This is a genomic window from Vibrio sp. MED222 (assembly GCF_000153005.1).
Taxonomy (GTDB): Bacteria; Pseudomonadota; Gammaproteobacteria; order Enterobacterales; family Vibrionaceae; genus Vibrio; species Vibrio tasmaniensis_A.
The window spans coordinates 102,120-125,670 of the sequence record NZ_CH902607.1; the positions used below are offsets into that span (position 1 = coordinate 102,120).

The following is a 23,551-nucleotide window of genomic DNA, read 5'->3' on the forward strand; positions in this document are numbered from 1 at the left end:
TGATTGTTTATTATTCGGTTGTTTAGGTATATGGAAAGATTTCTTGAAGGACAATTAGTGTTATTAACGGGTGCTGCAAAAGGTATTGGTTTTAGCACGTTAGAGAGTTTGTTGGACTCGGGAGCTAAGGTGCTCGCTACGGATATTGATAGCCAACTCCTCGCGACTAAATCTGAATCTCTAGCGAGAAAGTATCCAGATCAGCTCTGGGTTGAACCGTTGGATCTGTCAAAACCTGAGTTAGTAAAACAGAGTATTTATCATTGGGTAGCAGAGTACGGTGAGTTTGACCACTTAGTGAGTTGTGCTGGTATTCTTCATTTAGGTGCGCTGTGTGATATGTCATTCGAGCAGATAGAAAACACATTTATGGTCAATTCGTTTGGTGCTCTAGCCACAATGCAGGCGGTATCTAAGTGTATGAAAGATCGGGGGAAGGGGAATATGGTTGTTGTCGGTTCGAATGCTGCCAATACTCCTAGAGCAAATATGGGGGCTTATGCAGCATCTAAGTCGGCGTTACACATGTTTGTAAAATCCATTGGTATTGAACTCGCGCCTTTGGGGATTCGTTGCAATATTGTGAGCCCAGGGTCTACACGTACAGAAATGCAATTGCAACTTTGGAATGAGAGTTATGGTGAGGAGCAGGTCATTGCCGGAGATGCAACGCAGTTTCGTCTAGGTATTCCGCTCAACAAGATTGCTGAACCCAAAGATATTGCTCAATCGATATTGTTTCTGATGTCTAATGCAGCTAATCATATCACTATGCATGACTTGCGGATTGATGGTGGTGCAACGCTCGATAACTAGACATCATAGAGTTATATGGCGCGCATGCGCCATATAAAATTTTAGGTTAAGCGACCGTCGATAATTTCTTATGAGTTGCCTCTACCATTGCATTTGCAAAGACATCGAGAATTGCAACGGTATCTTCCCAGTTTAGACATTCATCAGTGATGGATTGACCTCTGGTTAGTGGCGTCGCATCTATATTTTGCGCCCCTCCGACTAAGAAGCTTTCAGACATAACGCCGGCGATGTACTGCTCTCCTGAAATGATTTGCTCTGCAATGTTTCTGGCTACATTGAGTTGATTTTTGGCAATTTTCAGACTGTTCCCATGACTACAATCAATGATGATTCGGGGGTTAAGGCCGTTTAATTCTAATTGTTTTGTTACATCACAGACGTGTACGTTAGTATAGTTTGGCTGTTTTCCGCCACGTAAAATGATATGTCCGTTAGGGTTGCCATGTGTCATTGCAGACATGGGTGTATTACCAAAACCAGAGACATAAACTAGGTGAGGAGATTTCGCGGCGTGAATTGCGTCAATCGCGATCGTTACATTGCCATCCGTTCCATTCTTAAACCCAATAGGGCACGGGATGCCTGAAGCCATTTGTCTGTGTGTTTGAGACTCAGTGGTTCTTGCTCCAATAGCGCCCCAACAAATTAAATCAGATACATATGGGTACACGGTGGTGTCTAAAAACTCGGTTGCCGTTGCAAGCTCTAGATCAACAACATCTTTTAAGAATTTTCTTGCGACAAACAGCCCCTTACTCATCTTATGGCTATTGTCTAAATCGGGATCGACAATGAGCCCTTTCCAACCGACGCGGGTTCGTGGTTTTTCAAAATAGGTTCGCATGACGATCAAGAGCTGGTCACGATATTTGTTCTGTAGTTCGGCCAACTTACGAGCATACTCTAAAGCAGCCTCTGGGTCGTGGATGGAGCAAGGTCCAATGATAACGAGCAGACGGTTATCTTTCCCATTTAAAATTTCTGTGATTTCGAATCTTTTATCACGGATAAATCGTTCACTTTTTTCGTCTAGAGTGATTTCACTCGTTACATCAATCACACTCGGCAGTGGCTCTATCGTGGTTGAATTAAGTTGCTTCTCTAACTCTTGCATCCTTCCTCCTAAAACAAGTGTTCCTTGATGTTATGGCTTCATCAAATGCGCGGTCCAGGTATGATTTGGAAAACATTCAATTCCAATAAATGATAATTATTATCATTTAATTTTGAGGATTATTGAAATAGGAGCTAGGTGTTGTCAAGCTTATTGTTGGGTGATGTAGTGAGATCATGCCCAATACAATCAGTACATCAACTCATATTAGTTAGCATTAAACAAAAATGATAACGCTTATCATTTTTGTTTGAGTTTATTCTTAAGCTGGTGTATTACATTAGTTTAATAAGCCTCGTGGCACATTAAATGGATGAATGAGTGTGGAAATGAAGATGAGAGAATTGACGACTGTACAGGCTGCTTATTATGTCGGTAGGCAAACAGGCCAATCGATGGGAGACGTAGCGGCTCATATTTATGCTGAATTTGATGGTGAAAATATCGACTCAGAAAAATTGGCAAGTGCGGTGAGGAAGTTGTACATCAATCATCCTATGTTACGGATGAAAGTTACTTCTGGTGGTCAACAAACCATCGCTCCTTTATCTTCTGTTCATCAACTTATCATTGATGATATTGAACACCTTTCACCATCGGTTACCCGTGACTTTTTAATAGAGAAGCGCACTGCTATTACTGACCAGAAACTGGATTTAGACAATGGGCAGGCCGCGCAGATCGGTATCACACGTCATTCTAAAGTGCAGTGCCGTTTGCATATAGACGTAGACATGATTGCTGTGGATGCACAGAGCTTCCGAATCTTAGTCGAAGAGTTGGCTAAGCTCTATAGCGATGAACATCAAGGCAACGAGACACAAGAGAAGAATTCGTTCTTTGAATATTTAGATAAACAAGCGGCGGACAATTACCTCGTAGCTAAACGACAGTCTGATAAGACATGGTGGCAACAACGATTACCAGACATCGCTGGAGCACCTGAGTTTCCGTATGTTAATGGGGATATTGATCGTCAGCATGGGCACAGTCAGCGGTTCACACATCAGTTGACTCAAGAGCAACGGTCTTCGATCGAAGAGTTAGCCAAGAAACAGCACTTAACCTTAACCCAACTTTTTCTAACGCTTTTCTCTCAAGCCGTAGGTAGCTCTTGTAACAGCCCTGATTTTCGATTGAATGTGCCGACTTTTCACCGCGGTTTCTATACGAACGATGCAGAGACAACGATAGGTGATTTCTCGAACTTGCTGATCTACAGCGCTAGCTTGAAAGCTCAAGAATCAACGCTTAATCATTGTCGTCGTACTGCCAATCAACTGAACCAATTACTCAACCATGAAAGCTATTCTGGTGTAACGGTGATGCGAGATTTATCGCGTTACTATGGGACCGTGCAAGCATCGCCTATCGTATTTACATCGGGAATGGATGTTGAAGGTGATGATTTATTCTCTGAGGCAGTCACAAAAGTCTTCGGAAAAATGAACTGGGTAATCTCTCAAGGTGCTCAGGTTACATTAGATGCACAAATCGCGCCTGCGTACGAAGGTATTTTTGTCAATTGGGATGTGCGAATGGACGTGTTCCCTAAAGGCTTTGTCGATACCTTGTTTAACAAGTTTATTGCGATTGTTCAATCTTTAGCTGATGAACCTAATAGCATACATAACTCTTTGGAAAGTACGCTCGCTCAGTTAGGTTATGCATGTCCTTCGTTACCCTTAGTTACCTCTTGTCCAAAGCCTTTAACAGAGCTACAAAAATCTTACCTACTCGGTCGCTCTACTCATATCCCTATGGGTGGCACTGCGATGCATGAATTCCGGGAATACCGAGGGAAAATAGAATCGAGCTTAGTTGAGTCTCGCCTCGAATCATTGGTAAAAAAGTACGATGCGTTACGGATGCACATCGATGAGAACAAGCTTGTTCAGCAGGTGTCGTCTAAGGTGACTTTGAATTTTGACTCCCATGACTTTCGACACTTGTCGATTGAGCAAGCGCTAGAGAGAGTTGGTAAAATTCGTCAAGTGAGTAATCACACGATGCACGACCTGTCGAAGTCGCCATGGCGTGTTTCTGTTATTCAATTGCCTGACTCTGATATCGGTTATCAGACCATTGTCTTTACCAGTTTTGATGCATTAATTGTTGATGGTAGAACACACTCCCTGATTCTTTCTGAATTATTGAAAAAGAATAGCGGGCATTTGCATGAGCTCTGTGCTAACAGCGCTGAGACCAATCACTTTGATAGTGAACATGACACTGCCAAAAGGGAGGCAGATATGTCGTTCTGGCAAAGTAAGCTTGACCCAGAGTGCGCGCCACCTTCACTTCCATGGAAACAGCGATTGGATCATATAAAGGCTTCGCGTTACCAGCGAGAAAGCATTGTTATAGACAAAACTGCATTAACTCAGTTAACGATGGCGAGTGCAGCCAACAGCTTGTTTTTGAACTCAGCACTTTCTGCTCTTGTTCTTGAAGGGATGTCGTATTGGACGACAGAACAAGAGATGAGAGTTGGTTTTCCGGTAGCGATCCCACAAAGCGATCAACCTCTTGGTAATGGTTCGACGTTCGTGATTTTGGAGTACCGAAAGAATAAAGGCAGCTTGCTAGAGCGAGCACAGGGTATGCAAAATGATATGTTTGAGGCGCTTGATCATCTCGACTTTTCTGGTGTTGATATCAATCGTCAGTTAATGACTTCGCGAACCAGTTCATTGGCTTTACCTGTTGTAGTGACGAATGGTCTAACTTGGGATGCATTATCCGATGACGATGAACTCGTCTTCTTTGATGGTATAACCCAAACCCCTCAAGTCGCGTTAGATATCCGCCTTAATTTTGATGAAAGGCGAAATCTAGTATTGAGTTTTGACTATGCGGTTGACGCACTAGATAAACGAGTGATTGTCTCCATACTTGAATCGATAGAGCGTCACATTGAGACCGTATGTGAGACCCATGATTTTGACATCCCTTCACATAAGGTACTCAACCTTGAACACTATAAATTGAACTGTGATGTAAAAGAGTTTGAATGCTCCAAGTTCTTATCCAAGATAGCGCGTAATCTTGCGGAAAATGCGAGTGATGATATCGCGGTCATTTGTGGTGAACGGCATATCAGCTACAAGGCATTTGGGGAGGACGTCCATAAGGTGATGCAGCATATTGCTCACCTTGGCTTGAAGCAAGGTGATGTGTTGGCCATCTGTTTGCCAAAGAGCCCTGAGCATTTAGTGATGACGATTGCCTGTTCATTATCAGGGATTATATGGGTGCCTATCGATGCTTCATCACCAGAAGAGCGTTTGGATTACCTACTGAGTAATTGCAATGCCAATTTAGTGGTAACTAACCAAACGTCACAGCGTAAAAATTCAGTGCTCTATCAAGCACTATTGCAACCTGTTGAGCAGGCTTATCCATCACTCTCCAATACGGACTTAGAGGTGCTTAGTCAAAGTGAGCATGGTGCTTATTATCTGTATACATCGGGAACAACAGGTAAACCTAAATGCGTTGTAGTGAACAGCAGAGCAACTTCCAATGTTATCGGGGAAACGTGTAAAGCTTGGCAAATAACGTCTGAAGATGTGTTGATGTGCGTAACGCCGTTCCATCATGATCTCTCTGTGTTTGATATTTATGCTTCGTTTACTTGCGGGGCAACCATTGTATTACCAGAGGCTGGTGAAGAAAAAGACGCGATTCGTTGGAATCAATTGGTTGAGAAGCACCGTATTACTATTTGGCAGTCAGTTCCGGCATTGATGGAAATGTTGTTGTCTTGTATGCAGGGTGAAAAACTCAAATCTCTACGCTTAGTTTGCCAAGGGGGGGATTACGTTAAACCTAAAACGATTGATGAACTTAGAGCGCTGGAGCAAGATATTCGCCTTGTCTCAATTGGTGGTCCTACCGAAACCACGATATGGAGTATCTGGCACTTTGTCACCGACGAAGACAAATCGGTTATTCCTTATGGCAGGCCTTTCCCTGCAAATCAGTACTTTATTATGGATGGATTGGGTAAACATGTTCCACAAGGAGTAGCAGGTCGGATCATGACAGTAGGAGTAAACCTTGCGTCAGGGTATTTATCTGATGGAGAGCTTACACAAACTGATTTTGTGACGATAATTGATGATCTAGGTAGTGAGGTCAGAGCGTTTAGAACCGGTGATCTAGGCTATTATCGTGAAGATGGCACCATTATTTTTGCTGGTCGGGTTAATGGCTATGTGAAGGTTAGGGGCGTCCGTGTGTCGTTACCCGATATTGAGAAAGAGTTAAATCGCTGCCCACTGATTGAGCAAGTTTTGATTGTCGACTATACCGAACGTAATGGAGACGTAGCGTTAGGTGCGATCTATAAAGTGGCGGATGGCCAAGTCGCTAATGCTGCTGCTATTCGTGACTTTGCACAGCAATGCTTACCAAACTCCCATGTACCTTCTCAGTTACTTGAATTGGATAAACTGCCTCTCTCTCGAAATGGAAAGTTTGACCGGATTCAAGCGCGAGAAGAGTTGGTTCGTTCAATGACTCAGACGGTGAGCTCTCCACAACTCGCTTCAGCTTCTGTTACTCAGAACAATGAGAAACCGAACAACGCTAAAACGACGTTAACGACATCAGAATTTGGGTCGATTATCGAAGCTTATGAGCAAGTGACGGGAAAACATTTAGAAGGTTTTAGCGAGGAGAGTGCGTTTCTGTCGTTGGGTTTAAAGCCATCTCACCTAAAAGGTGTAGCAGAGAAACTGAGTAAAACGTTTGAGCGTAAGGTGTTTACACGCAAGTTGATTAAATGTCGGAACGCAAAAGAGGTTGCCGACGAGATTTTATAATCACTTTAATAAACCTTCCAGAGAAAGCCGAGCGAATAAAGTTCGGCTATTTTATTTAATTGGGGGGTGTGTTGTCGTGTTAGCCCGCTAAGTTAATTTTTGTTGGTCACGAAATACAAAGGTTACTACATGTCGATTTAACGGTGCGATGTACGTTAGTTGGGTTATTTAAGTTATTTATTTATCAATTGCTTAAAACGAAATTATACTAATGTATCCGCTAGCGAAAACCGGATTTATCTTGATTGTTCTATATGAATATAGTTAGCATATGCTTAATGGCTTAATGGCTTAATGGCTTAATGGCTTAATGGCTTAATGGCTTAATTCAGAAAAGTTATTCAGACTAAAATTCCCAGTAGCAAGACCATTTAATTCACTAAACGCAGACTAAATGAAGTGTAAATAGTAAATGAGAATCAATATAATTTTTAAAATCATTGTTGTTTTTTTGATTTCAGCTTCGGCTTCTGTTTTCGCAGAAACCGAAATGACATCTCAAAATACTTATCCCAAGACTTTCGTTAATGCGGATGGCTCACAGACAGTGATCCCATCTAAACCGACTCGAATCCTTTCTACCTCGGTGACGATTAGTGGGACGCTACTGGCGATTGATGCTCCTTTAGCCGCAACAGCACTCACTTATGAAGGGAAGTTTTTTAGTCAATGGGCAGATATTGCTGAACAGAGAAGCGTGGAAAAGGCATGGCCTGCCGGCAGCGTTGATTTAGAGTCTGCCTATATCTATGAACCTGATTTGATTGTTGTAGCATGGCGCGGTGGTGATTCGGCGAGAGATCAAATAGCTGAATTTAAGCAAATAGCACCAACCATTATTTTGGATTACACCGCACAATCATGGCAAGACTTGGCTTTGAGGCTTGGACAGGCTACAGGGTTAGAAGAACAAGCCCAACAAAAAATTAGTCAGTTTGAGTCGTTCGTTAACCAGAGTAAAAATAAACTACAGATACCCGAAGGCGAAACAAATATTGTGGCGTATTTTGGACCTGGAGCTACCAATGCTATCGCTTTAGAGGACGGCGTTCATGCGGACTTGCTCACTGATCTTGGCTTTAAAATGGAAGTGCAAAATCGTCAATGGCATGACAACACCGTGCCTTTATCAGACTTTATGCGCGTCCACTTTGAACTGCTGACTCAACTTAAAGCCGATACGACATTTTTGCTAGAAGCGAGTGACGACAGCGCTAATCGATTCATGCATGACCCAATCTTGATCAACCTTCCATCCGTCCAGAATAAACAAGTCTTTGGCCTAGGTGAGAATTCATTTCGTATCGATATGTATAGTGCCACTGAAATCGTTAACGACATTGTTCAGCTTTTTGAACGAGATACAAATGCAGGTTAATGGCTAATGTCAATGAAAATTGGTAAAGGATGTCCGTGATGACAAGTATTACTGGTCCTGCAGAAGCATTTGAACAGATAAGAAATGGACAACGACGACGATGGTTGATGGCGGGATTCGTGTTGTTATTTTTTACCTCGTGTTTTAGCCTTTTTATCGGCACGCATTACATATCGCCGGTAGTGACTTTGGATGCGATTTTTTCTTTTGATCCAACCAACAGTGATCATCTATTGGTTGTCCATCTTCGAATTCCGCGCACCTTGTTAGCTTTAGTTGTTGGCGGTGCGCTTGGTGTTGCAGGCGTTATCATGCAAGGCTTAACTCGTAACCCATTAGCAGACCCTGGGATACTCGGTGTCAATGCGGGGGCGACAGTTGCCATAGTCTCAGCGATAGCCTTTCTGGGCATCCATGATATGGCCTATGTGATGTGGTTTGGTTTACTTGGGGCGACTGTTTCCGGAGCGGGTGTGTTTGCCCTTGCTGGGGTAAATAAAGGGGTTAACCCTGTAAGAGTTGTATTGGCGGGAACAGCTTTGTCAGTTGTGTTGCTTGCACTGACTCATATGATCACAATAAACAGCAATGAAATGGTGTTTGAACAATATAGACATTGGGCTGTGGGGTCATTTCAAGGGCGAGGTTACGATGTCTTGATCCCGGCTGCCATGTTAATAGCCATTGGATTAGTAATCGCATTTTCATTAAGTAAAGCCTTGGATACTGTCTCGTTAGGGGACGATATTGGTCACGCCTTAGGTGTTAACCCGATCAAAATATGGTGTTTTGCTTCTATTGCTATTGTGGTTTTAGCGGGGACCTCTACTGCGGCGGCTGGTCCTATCAGCTTTGTTGGTCTTACTGCCCCTCATATTGCAAGGATGGCGGCGGGGTCGGATCATAAATGGTTGATGCCTTTCTCTTTACTGATTGCATCCATTCTGGCGGTTGTCGCCGATGTGCTAGGCCGGATCGTCGGGTATCCCAATGAGATCAGTGTAGGCATTATGATTGCTCTAATCGGCGGGCCATTCTTTGTATTCTTAGTGAAACGTTGGAAGATATCTCCCCTATGATGATTGAGCCTTACACTCTTCAAAATTCTGGCTCGGGAAGTGTTGTACGCTTCGGTCAGTTTTCTTTCTGTTATCAACCGTCTCATATACTTGTCGCTTTGATTTTGTTGATATCAGTTTGCGCTATTGCAACTTATTCCATGACATTGGGTAAGTTTAATATCTCGTTGCCTCAAGTGGCCGATATCATTCTTGGGGTTGGAGAGGGGGGCGTAAAAGATCGAATAATTCTTAACATAAGACTACCTAAGGTTCTTACTGCGGTCTTTGTTGGGGCTGCGTTAGGCATTTCTGGTGCGGTATTTCAATCGGTATCAAGAAATGCTCTTGGTTCTCCAGATGTCATTGGCTTCACTACGGGGGCTGCGACCGGTGCAATTGCTCAAATAGTTTTGTTTGAGCAAGGGGCAATAGAAGTTGCAATCGCGGCGATAGTCGGCGGAGTAATCACGGCCGTTATCGTTTACTTACTCGCGGTAAAAGCAGGAGTGGTTGGAGGATATCGCTTAATACTCACTGGTATTGGGATCGGGTCCATTTTGAGTGCGCTGAACAGCCTGATGTTAGTTAAGGGTAATTTGGACAATGCCATTTTGGCTAATCTATGGCTTGCAGGATCACTGCATGCTAGGACATGGACACATGTTTATCCTGTACTTATAGGGGTATTTCTCCTCCTCCCTTTTATGATGATGCTAAAGCGTGCGCTTGCCATGATAGAGATGGGGGATGACATCGCAACTCAGCTGGGTATCCGAGTAGAGCGAGTCCGTCTTTCTATGATTTTCTTTGCTGTGGTCTTAGCCGCATTCGCGACAGGAGCTGCTGGGCCTATTGCCTTTATTGCCCTTGCTGCTCCTCAATTAGTTGGTCGATTGAGAAAGTCGCGAGCATTATCCTTGTTCTCCTCAGCTCTTATGGGCGCTTTGTTGGTCTTAACTGCGGACGTTTTAATTCAATGGTTGCCCTTTCAAGCAAGCGTGCCGATAGGCAGGATGACGGGTATTGTTGGTGGCATATATTTAATTTGGCTATTGACCCGATCTCGCCAGTTTTAAGCATAGGTACACATATATCAATCAATGCAAATGAGAATGCTTTACATTAATATTTATTGGGAATAAAGTAAGCCACTGATTTTAATAAGCGTAGAGCTTAGAGCCTCCCCCAGAATACTTGTACTTTAAAGGCAGCTTTAGCTTCAAAAAGGACAGTTCTGAATTCTTTCAGACAGGAGAAAGGAACATGATATTTAACTCGCATCACTCGAAGGAAAAGAGTGGATTTGGCAACGCAGTGACAGATTTTGAAGAACGAGTTTGGATGCACCATCAGCAGCATGATGATTCTGCTCAATACTCAGCTGCTTACCGTCTAACAGGGGAAGTCAACATTGGTCGCTTGGTTTCTTCGTTGAGTAAACTTTCTCAATTCGTCCCATCCCTTAATGTTTGTTATCAATTTGATGAGGATGCAGGTTTAGTTAAATTTCACGGTAATGAATTTTCTCAGACGATTAATATTGAAGCTGTTGATTCAGTTCAAGATGCTATTTCCCACCTGCAAGCTAATCAATCAACCCCTATAGCGCTGGAATCTCAGTCAGGAATCCAATTTACGGTTTACATTTGCGCAGAGCAAGATGTGGTGTTAGGTGTAGTTTCTCACCAAATTTTGAGTGGTGAAGTGTGCTGGAAAGAAATATTCGAAGTTGTGAGTGCTTTATATAATCATGGCCTTTGCACCATAGAGCAGAGAAAGCAGCCCACAGAGATAGGAGGTTTCACGCCAATTCAAAAGCTTGAAGCTCTTTCGACATCTTGTTTGCCATGGATTAAGCGTTCTACACAGGATATTGACTTAGTACAAACCGGTGTCAGTGAAAATGTTTGTTCGTATTTACAAGTATCAGTACCACGTAAGTTTACGACTTCTATTCAAAGAGAGACCTTCGAGAATCGCCTTGGTAGGACGATGAACGAAGTAGAAATCCTCTCAGCTACTGCGGTGCTGTTCGCTCGTTACATCACCGAGTCTAATGATCTCGATAGTCTTGATGTGTTCATGCCGGTTGATATCAGTCAGAAAAATCGAGAAATTAATGGCGCGATGATTGAGACTGGTTTGACTTATCTCTGTTTAGGGCAGCCAATTTCAGACTTAGGCCAAGCTGTTGGCGACCTTACTATGAGGCTAACCGCTGCTCAGTCTCAGACCATCGAGTCAACAGAGTTTTCTCAATCAGCAGCTTTAGTGACTTGGCTTGTAGATCCGGCTGACTATTTGTCACTTGATGATGTGGAGGCTGTGAAATTACCGACTGCACCGCTTCATCCGAAGTTTGAAATCTCTCTTGCGGTTGGCATTAACCGACAAGGTGCCCTGTCATTTGAGTTAGTTACGGGGGTAACGGTTTCTCCTCACTTAGGAGCGTTTCTATTTGAGCAATTTATTGCCTACATTGATGGTCAAAAAGTCACTAAACCTGCATTGGCAAAGCAGGATGTAAAAGCAGCACCGTTGGTGAATGAAAGTGCCGAGCCAGTTTCAATTTTTGAAAAGACAATACTCGCTGAATTTAGAGATGCACTTTCTATAGAAAGCATGAACAAAGACGATGACTTCTTTGATTTTGGTGGTCATTCGCTTATTGGTACTCGAGTCATTGGTCGCTTGTTGAAGGACCATGGGATTGAAGTGAGCATTGAAGACTTATTCACCTACCGAACTGCGACTGAACTGGCTAAGCACGCTAAGCCAATAAACCCCACGGTTATGCCGGCATCAGTTGAAGCATCAAGTCCCGTTTCTGAGATAAATTCTACTGCCGAACTCATTTTGGCTGAGTTTAAAGAGGCTTTAGTTTCGGATACGATGACCGCAACGGACGATTTCTTTGACTTCGGAGGGCACTCATTGATTGCAACTCGAGTTATTGGTCGATTACTGACTCACCATGGTATTGAAATCAGCATTAATGATCTTTTTGGCAACCCGACGGCTCAATCGCTTGCCGAACAAGCTGTGCCGAAAAGTACCGAGTTTCTTGAGTCTTCGGCATCTCTTACCGATGTTGGTTCTTCGCTTGCTCCATTGTCGCTCGCTCAGAATTCTCTGTGGAAGGCGATTCCCAAATACGCCAAATTTGGACTCAATACGATTTTTAACTTGCCGTTTGTTTTACGCTTTTTCGATGAATTGGATGAAGTGGCTTTTGGGGAAGCTTGCCGCGATATTCTAGTTCGTCATGCCACTCTAAGAAGCCATTTTTATGAACATGATGGTAATCCATGCCAACAAGTGGTTGATGTCAGTGACATCGGCAATTACAAATGGTTTTGGACTTCAGATGAATGTGAAATCGAAGATAGGGATGAGTTTCTTAAACAAGAGGCAATCCATCCCTTTGATTTAGAGAAGGAGTTCCCTCTTCGAGTAAGATTCATCCGTTGCAAGGATACGGGGCAGCAGTTCTTGTCCTTCTTGTTCCACCATATTGTTCAAGATGAATGGTCAGTGAATTTGATGATGGATGAGCTTAATTTAGCTTATAAACTGCGCGTTCAAGGTCAATCACCGGAATGGAGACATGAAGCTCTTCCAATGCACGAGTATGCTCGTATGCAGAGAGGTTCTGGAACACATCAGAAGCACCTCGATTATTGGTTGGATAATCTAAAAGATGTGCCGTGGTCTACCCCTATATTCCCTAAGAGTCACCCTTTATCAGAGAAGGCTGATCCTCAAGGGGCTAAAGGTGGTTGGGTTATCGTTGAAATTGAAGATAACGTAAGGGATGGGTTATATGCACTTGCCAAGCAGCAAAGCGCATCGCTATTCAATGTTGTTTATGCATCTATTGCAGCGGCACTCAATGTTGTTGGTGCACCCAATAAGCTCATAGTAGGAACCTCGGCTTCGGGCCGACAAGACGTTGAGTATTATGACACGATAGGTTACTTCACCACCGTAGTGGCGCATTTAGTGAATTTTGAACGCGTCCGTACGGTGGCTGAACTGGTAGCCCAAGTGAAACATACGATTAATGATTCTATGCCATATGGCGATATTCCTATCGACCTTATTGAAGAAGGTTTGGTTGGGGGGGATCCCGATGTGGATGGGCACATGTTCGAAGTCTTTATTCAACTTCACGCCAAAAGTAAATTTAGTGGTGCTTTTGAATTGTCTAATGGTGACAAAATCAACTTCCAGCAGGTTGATTCAGATCGAAGCGAATCTGGTTTAGGACTTCAGTTCGAAGTGTTAGAAGAAACCGTCAATGATGAGCAGGTGCTACGTGTAATGATGAGCTACCTTACTGAAAACTACAGTCAAGCTCAGGTTGATCTTCTGTGTGACACACTAAGAGCTCTGTTTGCAGAATTTGCTTTGAGCTCAAAGGGGGATCAGTTGCTCGAAGCAATTAAAGACCGCGTGGTTGAACCCGCAATGTTCTAAAACCGTAGGTAGATTACTCGTCCAAGAAACCATGCGTAACCTTGAGCAGCATCAAGTCTATTCTTGATGCTGCGCTTTCCCAAGTAACTGAATGGCTAGAGCTATTGAGTTAAGCAATCAAACAGCTAATTGGCTAAATAAGCAAATAGCTAAAGGTTACTTAGGGGATATTGTTTAACTTAAATGAATCAGAAGTTTATGAGCCTATCGACACCGGTTAAATCCAACATTACCTCTCGACTAAATGGAAATAACCTTAAACTTGCATACGATAATCGCGTTATTTGTGAAAATCTCGAACTTAATATTCCTGAAGGTAAATTTACGGTCATTGTCGGACCCAACGGGTGCGGAAAGTCTACCTTATTGAGAAGCTTGTGCCGCTTGTTGAAACCTTCTCAAGGTAAAATTTGTCTTGATGGTCAGAATATTCAAAAGGTGCCAGCTAAAGAGTTGGCGAGAGAGTTAGGGTTACTGCCGCAAAGCTCACAAGCTCCTGAAGGGATTCGAGTCGTTGATTTGGTGGCAAGAGGTCGCTACCCGCATCAAAAACTGTTTAAGCAGTGGAGCTTAGATGATCAAGAGGCGGTCTTTCAAGCGATGGAAGATACTGGTGTCACCGATTTGGCCGAGAGGCAGGTCGATGAACTCTCTGGAGGTCAGAAACAACGAGTTTGGATCGCCATGGTATTAGCGCAAAAGACACCGATAGTATTACTTGATGAGCCAACAACTTATTTGGACGTCGCACACCAGATTGATTTGTTGGAGTTGTTCCGTAGCCTCAATAGAGAAAAAAAACATACTATCGTTGCCGTGCTGCATGATTTGAATCAAGCCTGTCGTTATGCAGATCACCTGATTGCATTTGCTGGTGGAGAAATTGTCGCGCAAGGCGAACCTAAGTCTTTAATTGACGCCAAACTCGTTAAGCAAGTATTTGGCTTAGATAGCGTTATTATTGATGATCCTGTAAGTCATACTCCATTGATTGTGCCTCTGGGGAAGTAACTCGTATGACTTTTTTGTCAGGTTTGCAATTGCTCACCTTTGGCTCGCAAAATATTAAGGTTTGGCAGTACCACTTTGAACGACAAAGGTATACAGATTGCCTTTTTCAAGAACTTGACGTCGCGTTACCAAATGAAATGAAGCGTTCAGTAACTAAACGAAAAGCGGAGTTTATTGCCGGTCGCAGGGCGGCATTGCACGCATTACGCATTGAAGGGTGTGATTGCCTCGAACTGCCCATCGGTGAACACCGATCACCGGTTTGGCCCGAGGGTTGGATTGGAAGCATTTCTCATACCGATGATCTAGCGGTAGCGACGGTCAGTTCATTAAGTGACGTGAGCTTTGTTGGTTTGGATGTTGAAGAGCTCATCAACGAAAACCAGGTTATGTCACTCATGCCTATGTTTGTTAGCCCTCAAGAAATAAAGCACTTAGCCGGGACTCACCTTCCCATTCAATGGTTTGTCACCTTAGTGTTCTCTGCTAAGGAAAGTATTTTTAAAGCCATCTATCCCTATGTTAAGACTTATTTAGAGTTCAGCGACTCAAAGCTAATGAGTATCGATATGGATAAAGGCGAGGCACATTTTCAACTGTGTGAGCGCGGAGAAAAGGCGTTTGGCGAAGCACTAAATCTGTGTGTGTATTTCTTTTTTAAGCAAGGTAAAGTTTATACATTGGTACGCGAACCTCGCCAAGCTTGATTTGATCCAAGAAATTGTTTGTATATATTTCTAAGTCTTTTTGTACCTAAATGTGGACTATTGGCATTATTTTGGGCTCATGTGCCTTTTTCTTAAGATACATCTTGTTGATATCATTTATTTTTTCTAGCATGTAACTAAGAGAAATGGATTAGAGGCTCTAATGATAATCTGGTTACAACTCAAACGTTGGGTCAAAGCGAATATCTTTGTTTTGAATGGTAAAAACCTACTGTTTACTTTCCTCGGCTACGTGTTTTTATCGTGGTCGACATTGTATTTAGCGGGTGAAACGGACTTAACCAACTCGTTTACTACATTTGCATACTATTTAGTCGTGACGGCTTCTACGGTTGGTTATGGCGATTTGTCACCGACGACGGAAGCGGGGCGATGGATTGTTATTTTGTTTGTTATCCCTGGAGGGCTCAGCCTTTTCGCTGCTTTACTGGGTAAGGTGGCAACAGAAGGTGTTGAATATTGGCGAGCGGGCTTGTTAGGTAAAAGGAGAGTTAGAGTGGAAAACCACATTTTGATGTTGGGGTGGAATGAACAAAGAACCATTCATCTCATCCGTATGCTGCAACATGAAGAAACGGGCAAGCGACCAATCGTATTATGTACGCGTTCAGATATCGAAAATCCGTTACCCGGTGAGATCAATTTCGTTAAGGTAAACAGCTACACCGATGGTAAAGAGATGGAGAAAACGGGCATTGAGTCAGCCAGCTGTATTCTTATTGATAACCCCGAAGACGACATCACGCTGTCTGCAGCGCTTTATTGTGCGAACCGAAACCCTAAGGCTCATCTTCTGGTTTACTTTAAAGATGAGGCGTTGAGCGATTTACTGCATCAACATTGCCCAAACTCTGAATGTATTCCGGCAGTGGGTGCCGAAATGCTGGCTAAAGCTGCGGTTGATCCCGGTTCAAGTGCGCTTCATCAAGAGCTTTTAAGCTCAACTAGAGGTATGACACAGTATTCGACGTATTACCCTAAAGATGCCGAACCTGTAACCGTTGCGCCTATTTTCTCTGTATTCAAAGAGAAGTATAAAGCAACGCTGATCGCGATTGATACGGGGAGTGGTATAGAGCTTAATCCGGAGTTAGACCAAGTTGTCAGCAGCGGTACTAAGTTGTTTTACATTGCCGATGAGCGAATTGATCATTTCGATTGGAAAGGCTTTTAGACGGCTATTTAGTCTCTCCTGAAGCGAAAGAAGGCCTCATTGTGAGGCCTTCTTACTATCGTTCGAATATAGCGCAGCTTATTTCTTTTATATCTCTCGCTTTAGAGAGAATGGAAAATTATTGAGCTTCGGCTAATGCGATACCGCGTTGCGTTAACCCGCAAAGCATCACTGGCACAGCATTAAAGATCTCTTCAAATTGCTCAAGGCCTTCGATGCCTTGTTCTGCAAGCGTAGCAATGGAAGTTTCTGGATCGTAAAGCATGCTTAGTGAAAGCAACACGCCGCCGACCAATGCGTTGTCTTCGCTGTCTTCGGGCATCAGTGTTTCCCAATCATCACGGGCTATCTGCCAACCTTGAAGTAAGCCTTCACAAAAATCGCGAGCTGCTGTATTTACAACTTCTGCATCATCTAATTGACAAGCTTCAGGCCATACCCAAGTACCTTCGATCAGTTCTGGGCGGGTTTTGTTCCAAAGCGCGATGATAACTTCAATGTAGCTTTCCAGCTGTTCACCGTCGGTAAAAGGCGCGACTTCTTCGCCACCCCAAAGGAATGGCAGCCATTCATGAGGGGTTAACACATTTGGAGCGGCTGCCATTGCAGTGACAAAGCCCATGGTTTTGTGTTCTGTGATTAGCTTTCCTTCCAACTCTGGAAGCGCAAGAATATCTTGTAAAGTCAAAGTGAGGTACCGTAAAAGGGAACATATTTGTGCTTATAGTACCAATGAACTTGCGCCAATCAAGCTTCATCTAAAAACGCTTGATGTCATTAGTGATAAACACTAGGTTAAACAGAAAGAAAATAACAAGATAATTATGCAAATACGCTCGTCTCTCAAGAAAAAAAGTATGGTAGCGCTTGGTGTATACCTCGCAATGTTCATTGCCATTGTCGGTAGTGTGACGTATTACGTCGTAGAATCTCCTGTACGCGCTAAGTTGCAACAAAACCTCGACTTACGTACACAACTGTTATCGGAATTGATTACAGCACCCCTCGGCAGCTCTCAAGGTTTTGTTGATAGTTTGGTTGGTTTCGCTCAGGCGCAGCGCAGTGATACTGATGTTATACCGTTATTTATTAAGTCAATGTTGGCGGCGAGCGATGACACGATCGTCAGCGCAGGTATTTGGCCAGAACCGCATGCATTGGATTCTGATAAAATCCTTAACAGTTATTTTTTCAACAAAGCCGACGATGGTGATATTGACCAGCTCTTTTCTTATAACAACCCCAAAAATGCGCCTTATCAGAACGAATATTGGTATACATCTGTAGTAAACAAAGCGCAGGGTACCATTGCATGGAGCAATGTGTATATTGACCCATATACACATGTTCAAATGATCACAGCATCTTCACCTTACTATTACGATGGAACTTTTGCAGGTGTCGCGACGGTGGATCTCTCACTCGAAGAGTTGCTCGGCTTTATCAAGAACCATGCGGAAGAATACAACCTTGGTATTACTCTAAGAGACAAACTCAACCAAGTGTTGGTTTCTCATAACTTCAATCTCGTTGATGGGATTTATATTAGTAGTAACCAATTTGGAGAGTTTGGATGGCAAGTGGATGTCGTCAACTCAAAATCACGAGTAGCAGACGAAGTGTTTCGTCAGGTAATGAGCGTTGAAGGCGGTATTGTGCCGCTGTTGTTGTTGTGTGTCATGGCCGGTTATTACTTACTGAACCGCTATTTGATAAGCCCAATCACAACGATTGCCGCCCAAGTTGATAGTTCTAAAGCGGGCGAGATCATCGATGTTGACTACTCTAGTGATGATGAAATCGGACATTTGATCAAAACCTTCAACGAAAAAACCATCTATCTCGAAGCTGAGAAGGTTAAAGCTCAAGCATCAACCAATGCCAAAACGGCCTTTCTTGCGACCTTGTCACACGAAATTCGTACCCCGATGAATGGTGTATTAGGAACGGCTCAGATCTTACTGAAAACCCCTTTGAGCACAGAGCAAGAGAAGCATCTTAAGAGCCTGTATGATTCGGGTGATCATATGATGACGTTACTCAATGAAATTTTGGATTTTTCAAAGATAGAGCAGGGTCGGTTAGATCTGGATGAAACACGATTCCCGCTTGATTCAATCATAGGAAGTATCAACAGTGTCTATTACACATTGTCTTCCGAGAAAGGGCTTCAATTCAAAGTGTACTCCGAAGTGCCTTCTGGCCGTTGGTACTTCTCAGACAAAGCACGCCTTCGCCAAATTTTATTTAACCTCTTAAACAACGCAGTCAAGTTTACCTCTCGAGGCTTTGTCGAGGTGTATCTTAAAGAAGTCGTAGAGGGGAGTGACACCTACCTTAGTATTCGAGTTCGCGACACCGGTATTGGTATATCTAAAGAAGCACAAAAACGTATTTTTAAACCGTTTGAACAAGCTGAGTCTTCGACTACGAGACGCTTTGGCGGTACTGGTCTCGGGTTAGCGATTGTGAAGAAAATTGCCCAATTGATGGAAGGCAGTATTAGTGTCACCAGTGAAGAAGGGATAGGCACCAGCTTCGATGTTCGCTTGAAGATTAAGCCTTGCCAGCCTGGCGAAATAGAGAGCTTGCCACATAAAAAGTTAGATTACTCTGGCTTGAAGGTACTGATTGTCGAAGATAACCGAACCAATACAGTCATTATTGAAACTTTCATGAGCAGTAAAGGCTTTACTTGTAAGAGCGTCGAAAATGGTGAACTTGCGATACAAGCCGTGGTGGCTGAGCGCTTTGATTTGGTATTAATGGATAACCATATGCCAGTGATGGACGGCGTTGAATCAACCACTGCAATTCGAGCTTTGATAGGTGAGATATCATCGGTACTGGTGTTTGGTTGTACGGCTGATGTCTTTAAAGAGACTCGCGAACGTATGCTTGGTGCGGGTGTGGATTATATTATTGCCAAACCGATTGATGAGCGTGAGTTGGATGATGCGTTATTCCGCTATTCAAACAAGCTTTACCAATACCATGAAGTTAGAGCTAATGATCTTGATAGCCTAGATGTAGAAAAAAACGATTCGCAAAGTAACAGCGAGTCACTACCTAAACCTGATCTACGAAACAAAGATAACACAGAAGAGCTACTCGTCACGCTGTACGTTGCGCTCGAAGATAATAACTTAGCGCTGATTAAGTCTGCATTAGAGAGCTTGCGTGTTCATGCTGAACCTATGAATAATGCAAAGCTCACAGATCACGTCGATAAAGCTTTAGAGCAGGTTTCTCTCGGTTTCACTCCTGAACAAGAAATCATCAATAGCATTACGGTAAATCTTCCTATGGCATAGTTGTTGTTTAATTACGGAAATATAATAACAAATCGCTCGTTATTTGACCTTTGTGGGTTTTGTTGGTGGAAGTGACTGCTTTTAAAGTGGTTTTTGGTTGTTAATTTACAACTTTATTTTTAATTTGGAATGTATGACTGCTTATATTGTGATTTAATAGTGACATTATCTGGCTAGGTGTAATCTAGCCTTGTTTATGTGTTGTTAAATCACTAATTAAGTAGTGATATATTTTAGGTTTATCGTCAATGAAGTCTCGTGGTCCATTCTGTATTCGAAACGCAGCTGCGGATACATTCGCTATGGTCGTTTTCTGTTTTATTTCTGGAATGATTGTTGAAGTGTTTATTTCTGGTATGACGTTTGAGCAGTCTCTTGCTTCTCGAACGTTATCTATTCCGGTAAACATAGCTATCGCTTGGCCTTATGGAGTCTTTCGTGATTGGTTCTTGCGTAACGGCGCAAAGCTTTCACAAAGCTCATTGATGAAAAATTTGTCTGACTTGGTGGCGTACGTGTTATTCCAGTCACCTGTGTATGCCGGTATTTTATTGGCAGTAGGTGCTTCGAGCGACCAGATTGTTACGGCTGTCACCAGTAACGCTGTTATCTCATGTGGTATGGGCGTGCTGTACGGTTATTTCTTAGATATGTGCCGTAAATGGTTTAGAGTTCCGGGCTACTATCAACAAGCTTAAGAAAAGCAACAAGCGTAAGTACAACGATAGAATGAAATTTGGTTTGTTTTTGATCTAATGAGTTAATTTGTAATCGAACAAACTGAAAAAGGCACTTTTTTTGATAATGCCTCTTGACCAAAGCAAGCAGAATCAATAAAGTAGCGCCTCGTTGAGTGACAAGCTCAACACACAATTTGTGGAAGGATGGCTGAGTGGCTTAAGGCGCTCGCCTGGAAAGCGAGTATACGTTTATAGCGTATCTGGGGTTCAAATCCCCATCCTTCCACCACTATTCAAAACCCTAGCAGAAATGCTAGGGTTTTCTCGTTTTAGAGCACCTATATTTTATCTCTATCTCTAGCCCAATGTCCTTTGCCTAGTTATCACGCCTTCCAACGCTATTTATGACCACTTGCTTACTGTGATTGGTATTATACCAATCGTAGTAAATAACTGGTCACCCTAGCTTGTTAAAAACCTCGATAACTTCGTTAGAATTTTTGGTTGTAGAATAACTACTTATCGAAAAATTCTGCCTTGTTCTCAAGCTTTTTTCCTACGCTATGTTTGATCACTTATTTACTGTGATTGGTATTACTCAAGTGAAAGCCGAACAACACAGGTGCCATGTCATCGAAAATGTTTCGTTAAGCGGTTTAAAACAGGTTCTTTAAGCTCTTTCCATCTGTCTATCAAGAGTAGATCGAATAAACGAGCATGAGCCTTTAGCTGCCTTGAAGTGACTCGGTGCACAAGTTAGTAAGTGTAAATACGTTCTTGATAAAATGGGATACATGTTCGCAGCCAATTTGTGAGACGCTTGATCTAGTGTCAGTCGAATCACAAGGAAGTTGAATGCATCACTTTAATATCCGCGCTCTTGAGTATTTAAACGCGTTGTCTAAGTATGGCTCATTGCGTAAGGCATCCAAGATGATGAATGTTGACCCTGCTGCAATGAGCAGAATGCTGACCCAGCTCGAAGCGCAAGCGGAAATGAAAGTATGGGAGCGCAACAACCGCCAATCACTGTTGACTGAGGCGGGTAATGAACTGTTGCATTACTATCGTTCCATTGTTCGTGGAGAGGCTGCAGTGCTTACTCGACTAGCCAAGCTTAAAAACCTCAAAGGAGGCAGTGTCAGTATTGCCATCGGTGAAGGGTTTATTACCAACTTGGTGTCAAAGCCGATGCAAACCTTTATGACCCGTTATCCTGATATCAACCTTTCTATTGAAATTGCTGGGGCATTGGACGCGGTCAAGATGTTGGAAGATCAACAGATAGACTTCGCAATAACCTATGCTTCTGCTCCACATCCTAAGCTGCACTCCCACGTTGAACGTAGTCATCCGCTCGAATTGATTGCTCCGAAGGGGCACTTCCTTACGATGAAAGAAGCGCCAGTGGTAATGCAAGATATTCAAGACGCTTCTCTTGCCTTGATCGATAACTCGACCGGTATGGGGAGGCTGGTAAAGCAGGCTGAACAAATTTCCCACCTTACCTTGCAGCCAAAGCTTCAAACCAATTCGGTGACCGCACTGACTAACTTTGTATCAGCAGGATTGGGCGTCACCTTTATGCCTAAGCTCACTGTGATCGATGAAATAAAGTCAGGACAGATTGAAGTGGTTGCGACCGAGTTGGAGATGCTATCGAAGGCGACGGTTAAGGTTCAATCTTTAAAAGGCCGCGCACTCACGCTACAGGCCGAAACCTTGTTAGATTTCTTACTTGAAAACGCCACTTTCTTGAGTCATGACGCTTACAATATCTAAGAATAGTAGATTTACTTAGCGACTCCTTCTAAGCGTCCAAATACCGCCAATATCACAGTTCCAAACTGCCGAATTCGTTTTTAAGTTGAATTGAGTTTTTGTCAACGCACACTCTATTGATAAGTCAACATACGCGGAATAAGTTACAAATTATTAACGAAACGAGTTTTAGACTGACAGCTGTGTTCGACAGATTTTGGCTTTGTCGGGCATTAGGGGAAGAGAATGGAAGTTATTGTAATTGGTAGCGGTGTTATTGGGTTAACCAGTGCTTGGTACCTGGCGAAAGAAGGTCATACAGTGACGGTTATTGATCGTCAAGATAGCAGTGGCAAGGAAACCAGCTTTGCGAATGCAGGGCAAATTTCTTACGGATATTCTTCACCATGGGCGGCACCGGGGATTCCGTTGAAAGCAATGAAATGGCTTACCCAAGAGCATGCGCCTCTAAAAGTGAAGCCGTCACTTTCTCCTGAATTAGTTGCTTGGGCGACTAAGATGTTGGCCAACTGTAATGAAGCCAAGTACGCCATGAATAAGTCACGCATGTTAAGAGTGGCAAACTTCAGTCGAGAGTGTCTTACTCATCTAAGAACCAGTGAAGATTTAGCTTATGAGGGCAGGCAGAAAGGCACCTTGCAAGTATTCAGAAGCGAGAAGCAACTCGATGCTATTCAGCAGGATATGAAGCTATTAACAGAGAGTGGGATCGAACACTCGCTGTTTGATGTTGACCAGTGTCTGTCAGTGGAGTCGGGTTTAGCGGACGTCAAAGACAAGCTGGTGGGCGGCTTATACTTACCTCATGATGAAACCGGTGATTGCCATCAGTTCTGTTTAACCTTGACTGAGAAAGCCAAGCAACTCGGTGTTAGGTTCGTGTTTGATACTGAAGTGGTAAGTTTGAATCATCAGAATCAAGCCATTGAGACTATTACAACGACTCAAGGCGAGTTTAAAGCGGATGCTTACGTGGTCGCGTCAGGAAGCTATTCTCGAGAACTATTAAAGCAAGTCGACTTGTCTATACCGGTTTACCCAGTGAAAGGATATTCACTAACATTGCCTATCGTGAATGTAGATAAGTCACCGACTTCGACTGTTATGGATGAAACCTACAAGGTCGCGATGACGCGATTTGATGATCGTATTCGTATCGCGGGTACGGCAGAACTCGCTGGT

The 23,551-nt window shown here is 43.2% G+C and carries 15 protein-coding genes and 1 tRNA gene; 14 read left to right on the forward strand and 2 right to left on the reverse strand.

Translation table 11 applies throughout. The annotated features are described in order from the left end of the window. Positions 1–30 precede the first annotated feature (30 nt). On the forward strand, positions 31–816 hold the full coding sequence (locus MED222_RS14250; protein ID WP_009846396.1) for a 2,3-dihydro-2,3-dihydroxybenzoate dehydrogenase: 786 nt from the start codon (positions 31–33) through the stop codon (positions 814–816). Between the two features lie 46 nt (positions 817–862). Here MED222_RS14250 and MED222_RS14245 read toward each other — a convergent pair whose 3' ends face one another. Continuing rightward, positions 863–1,933, reverse strand: a complete 1,071-nt coding sequence (locus tag MED222_RS14245) for a 3-deoxy-7-phosphoheptulonate synthase (RefSeq protein WP_009846397.1) — start codon at positions 1,931–1,933, stop codon at positions 863–865. 335 nt (positions 1,934–2,268) lie between these two features. Between MED222_RS14245 and MED222_RS14240 the strand changes: the two genes are divergently transcribed. The 8 genes from MED222_RS14240 (at position 2,269) to MED222_RS14205 (ending at position 16,593) form a co-directional block, all read left to right on the forward strand. Then, positions 2,269–6,762, forward strand: a complete 4,494-nt coding sequence (locus tag MED222_RS14240; protein ID WP_442852140.1) for an amino acid adenylation domain-containing protein — start codon at positions 2,269–2,271, stop codon at positions 6,760–6,762. Between the two features lie 412 nt (positions 6,763–7,174). After that, positions 7,175–8,140 carry a Fe2+-enterobactin ABC transporter substrate-binding protein gene (gene fepB, locus MED222_RS14235; RefSeq protein ID WP_009846399.1) on the forward strand — a complete coding sequence of 322 codons (966 nt, stop codon included), beginning with the start codon at positions 7,175–7,177 and terminating at the stop codon, positions 8,138–8,140. Between the two features lie 38 nt (positions 8,141–8,178). Further along, positions 8,179–9,219 carry a FecCD family ABC transporter permease gene (locus MED222_RS14230; RefSeq protein WP_009846400.1) on the forward strand — a complete coding sequence of 347 codons (1,041 nt, stop codon included), beginning with the start codon at positions 8,179–8,181 and terminating at the stop codon, positions 9,217–9,219. Further along, a complete protein-coding gene (locus tag MED222_RS14225) occupies positions 9,216–10,277 on the forward strand; it encodes a FecCD family ABC transporter permease (RefSeq protein WP_009846401.1) in 1,062 nt (353 codons plus the stop codon). The genes MED222_RS14230 and MED222_RS14225 overlap by 4 nt, the downstream gene beginning before the upstream one ends. 187 nt (positions 10,278–10,464) lie before the next feature. After that, positions 10,465–13,680 carry a condensation domain-containing protein gene (locus MED222_RS14220; RefSeq protein ID WP_009846402.1) on the forward strand — a complete coding sequence of 1,072 codons (3,216 nt, stop codon included), beginning with the start codon at positions 10,465–10,467 and terminating at the stop codon, positions 13,678–13,680. A gap of 198 nt (positions 13,681–13,878) precedes the next feature. Then, entirely contained in the window at positions 13,879–14,691 is an 813-nt protein-coding gene (locus MED222_RS14215; protein ID WP_009846403.1) for an ABC transporter ATP-binding protein, read from the forward strand. Between the two features lie 5 nt (positions 14,692–14,696). Further along, positions 14,697–15,398: a 4'-phosphopantetheinyl transferase family protein gene (locus MED222_RS14210; protein ID WP_009846404.1), complete on the forward strand. Its 702-nt coding sequence runs from the start codon at positions 14,697–14,699 to the stop codon at positions 15,396–15,398. A 163-nt stretch (positions 15,399–15,561) separates the two neighbouring features. Next, entirely contained in the window at positions 15,562–16,593 is a 1,032-nt protein-coding gene (locus MED222_RS14205) for a potassium channel protein (protein ID WP_009846405.1), read from the forward strand. 118 nt (positions 16,594–16,711) lie between these two features. Here the strand turns inward: MED222_RS14205 and MED222_RS14200 are convergent, their stop codons facing one another. Beyond that, positions 16,712–17,281 (reverse strand): UPF0149 family protein, encoded by a 570-nt coding sequence (locus MED222_RS14200; RefSeq protein ID WP_009846406.1) that lies wholly within the window; start codon positions 17,279–17,281, stop codon positions 16,712–16,714. A gap of 136 nt (positions 17,282–17,417) precedes the next feature. Between MED222_RS14200 and MED222_RS14195 the strand changes: the two genes are divergently transcribed. From MED222_RS14195 to MED222_RS14175, 5 genes are all read left to right on the forward strand, one after another. After that, positions 17,418–19,907, forward strand: a complete 2,490-nt coding sequence (locus MED222_RS14195) for an ATP-binding protein (RefSeq protein ID WP_442852141.1) — start codon at positions 17,418–17,420, stop codon at positions 19,905–19,907. A gap of 248 nt (positions 19,908–20,155) precedes the next feature. Next, positions 20,156–20,605, forward strand: a complete 450-nt coding sequence (locus MED222_RS14190) for an L-alanine exporter AlaE (protein WP_009846408.1) — start codon at positions 20,156–20,158, stop codon at positions 20,603–20,605. A gap of 180 nt (positions 20,606–20,785) precedes the next feature. Further along, positions 20,786–20,876, forward strand: a tRNA-Ser gene (locus MED222_RS14185). A gap of 566 nt (positions 20,877–21,442) precedes the next feature. Further along, complete coding sequence (locus tag MED222_RS14180) at positions 21,443–22,369, forward strand: LysR family transcriptional regulator (protein WP_009846409.1); 927 nt, start codon at positions 21,443–21,445, stop codon at positions 22,367–22,369. Positions 22,370–22,594: 225 nt separating this feature from the next. After that, the coding region (locus tag MED222_RS14175; protein ID WP_009846410.1) for a D-amino acid dehydrogenase at positions 22,595–23,551 on the forward strand (957 nt) is incomplete at its 3' end.

Excerpts from the sequence above, each read along its gene's own strand:
- MED222_RS14250 (WP_009846396.1), top strand. The coding sequence starts at position 31 with ATGGAAAGATTTCTTGAAGGACAATTAGTGTTATTAACGGGTGCTGCA.
- MED222_RS14245 (WP_009846397.1), bottom strand. The coding sequence starts at position 1,933 with ATGCAAGAGTTAGAGAAGCAACTTAATTCAACCACGATAGAGCCACTG.
- MED222_RS14240 (WP_442852140.1), top strand. The coding sequence starts at position 2,269 with ATGAGAGAATTGACGACTGTACAGGCTGCTTATTATGTCGGTAGGCAA.
- fepB (WP_009846399.1), top strand. The coding sequence starts at position 7,175 with ATGAGAATCAATATAATTTTTAAAATCATTGTTGTTTTTTTGATTTCA.
- MED222_RS14230 (WP_009846400.1), top strand. The coding sequence starts at position 8,179 with ATGACAAGTATTACTGGTCCTGCAGAAGCATTTGAACAGATAAGAAAT.
- MED222_RS14225 (WP_009846401.1), top strand. The coding sequence starts at position 9,216 with ATGATGATTGAGCCTTACACTCTTCAAAATTCTGGCTCGGGAAGTGTT.
- MED222_RS14220 (WP_009846402.1), top strand. The coding sequence starts at position 10,465 with ATGATATTTAACTCGCATCACTCGAAGGAAAAGAGTGGATTTGGCAAC.
- MED222_RS14215 (WP_009846403.1), top strand. The coding sequence starts at position 13,879 with ATGAGCCTATCGACACCGGTTAAATCCAACATTACCTCTCGACTAAAT.
- MED222_RS14210 (WP_009846404.1), top strand. The coding sequence starts at position 14,697 with ATGACTTTTTTGTCAGGTTTGCAATTGCTCACCTTTGGCTCGCAAAAT.
- MED222_RS14205 (WP_009846405.1), top strand. The coding sequence starts at position 15,562 with ATGATAATCTGGTTACAACTCAAACGTTGGGTCAAAGCGAATATCTTT.
- MED222_RS14195 (WP_442852141.1), top strand. The coding sequence starts at position 17,418 with ATGCAAATACGCTCGTCTCTCAAGAAAAAAAGTATGGTAGCGCTTGGT.
- MED222_RS14190 (WP_009846408.1), top strand. The coding sequence starts at position 20,156 with ATGAAGTCTCGTGGTCCATTCTGTATTCGAAACGCAGCTGCGGATACA.
- MED222_RS14180 (WP_009846409.1), top strand. The coding sequence starts at position 21,443 with ATGCATCACTTTAATATCCGCGCTCTTGAGTATTTAAACGCGTTGTCT.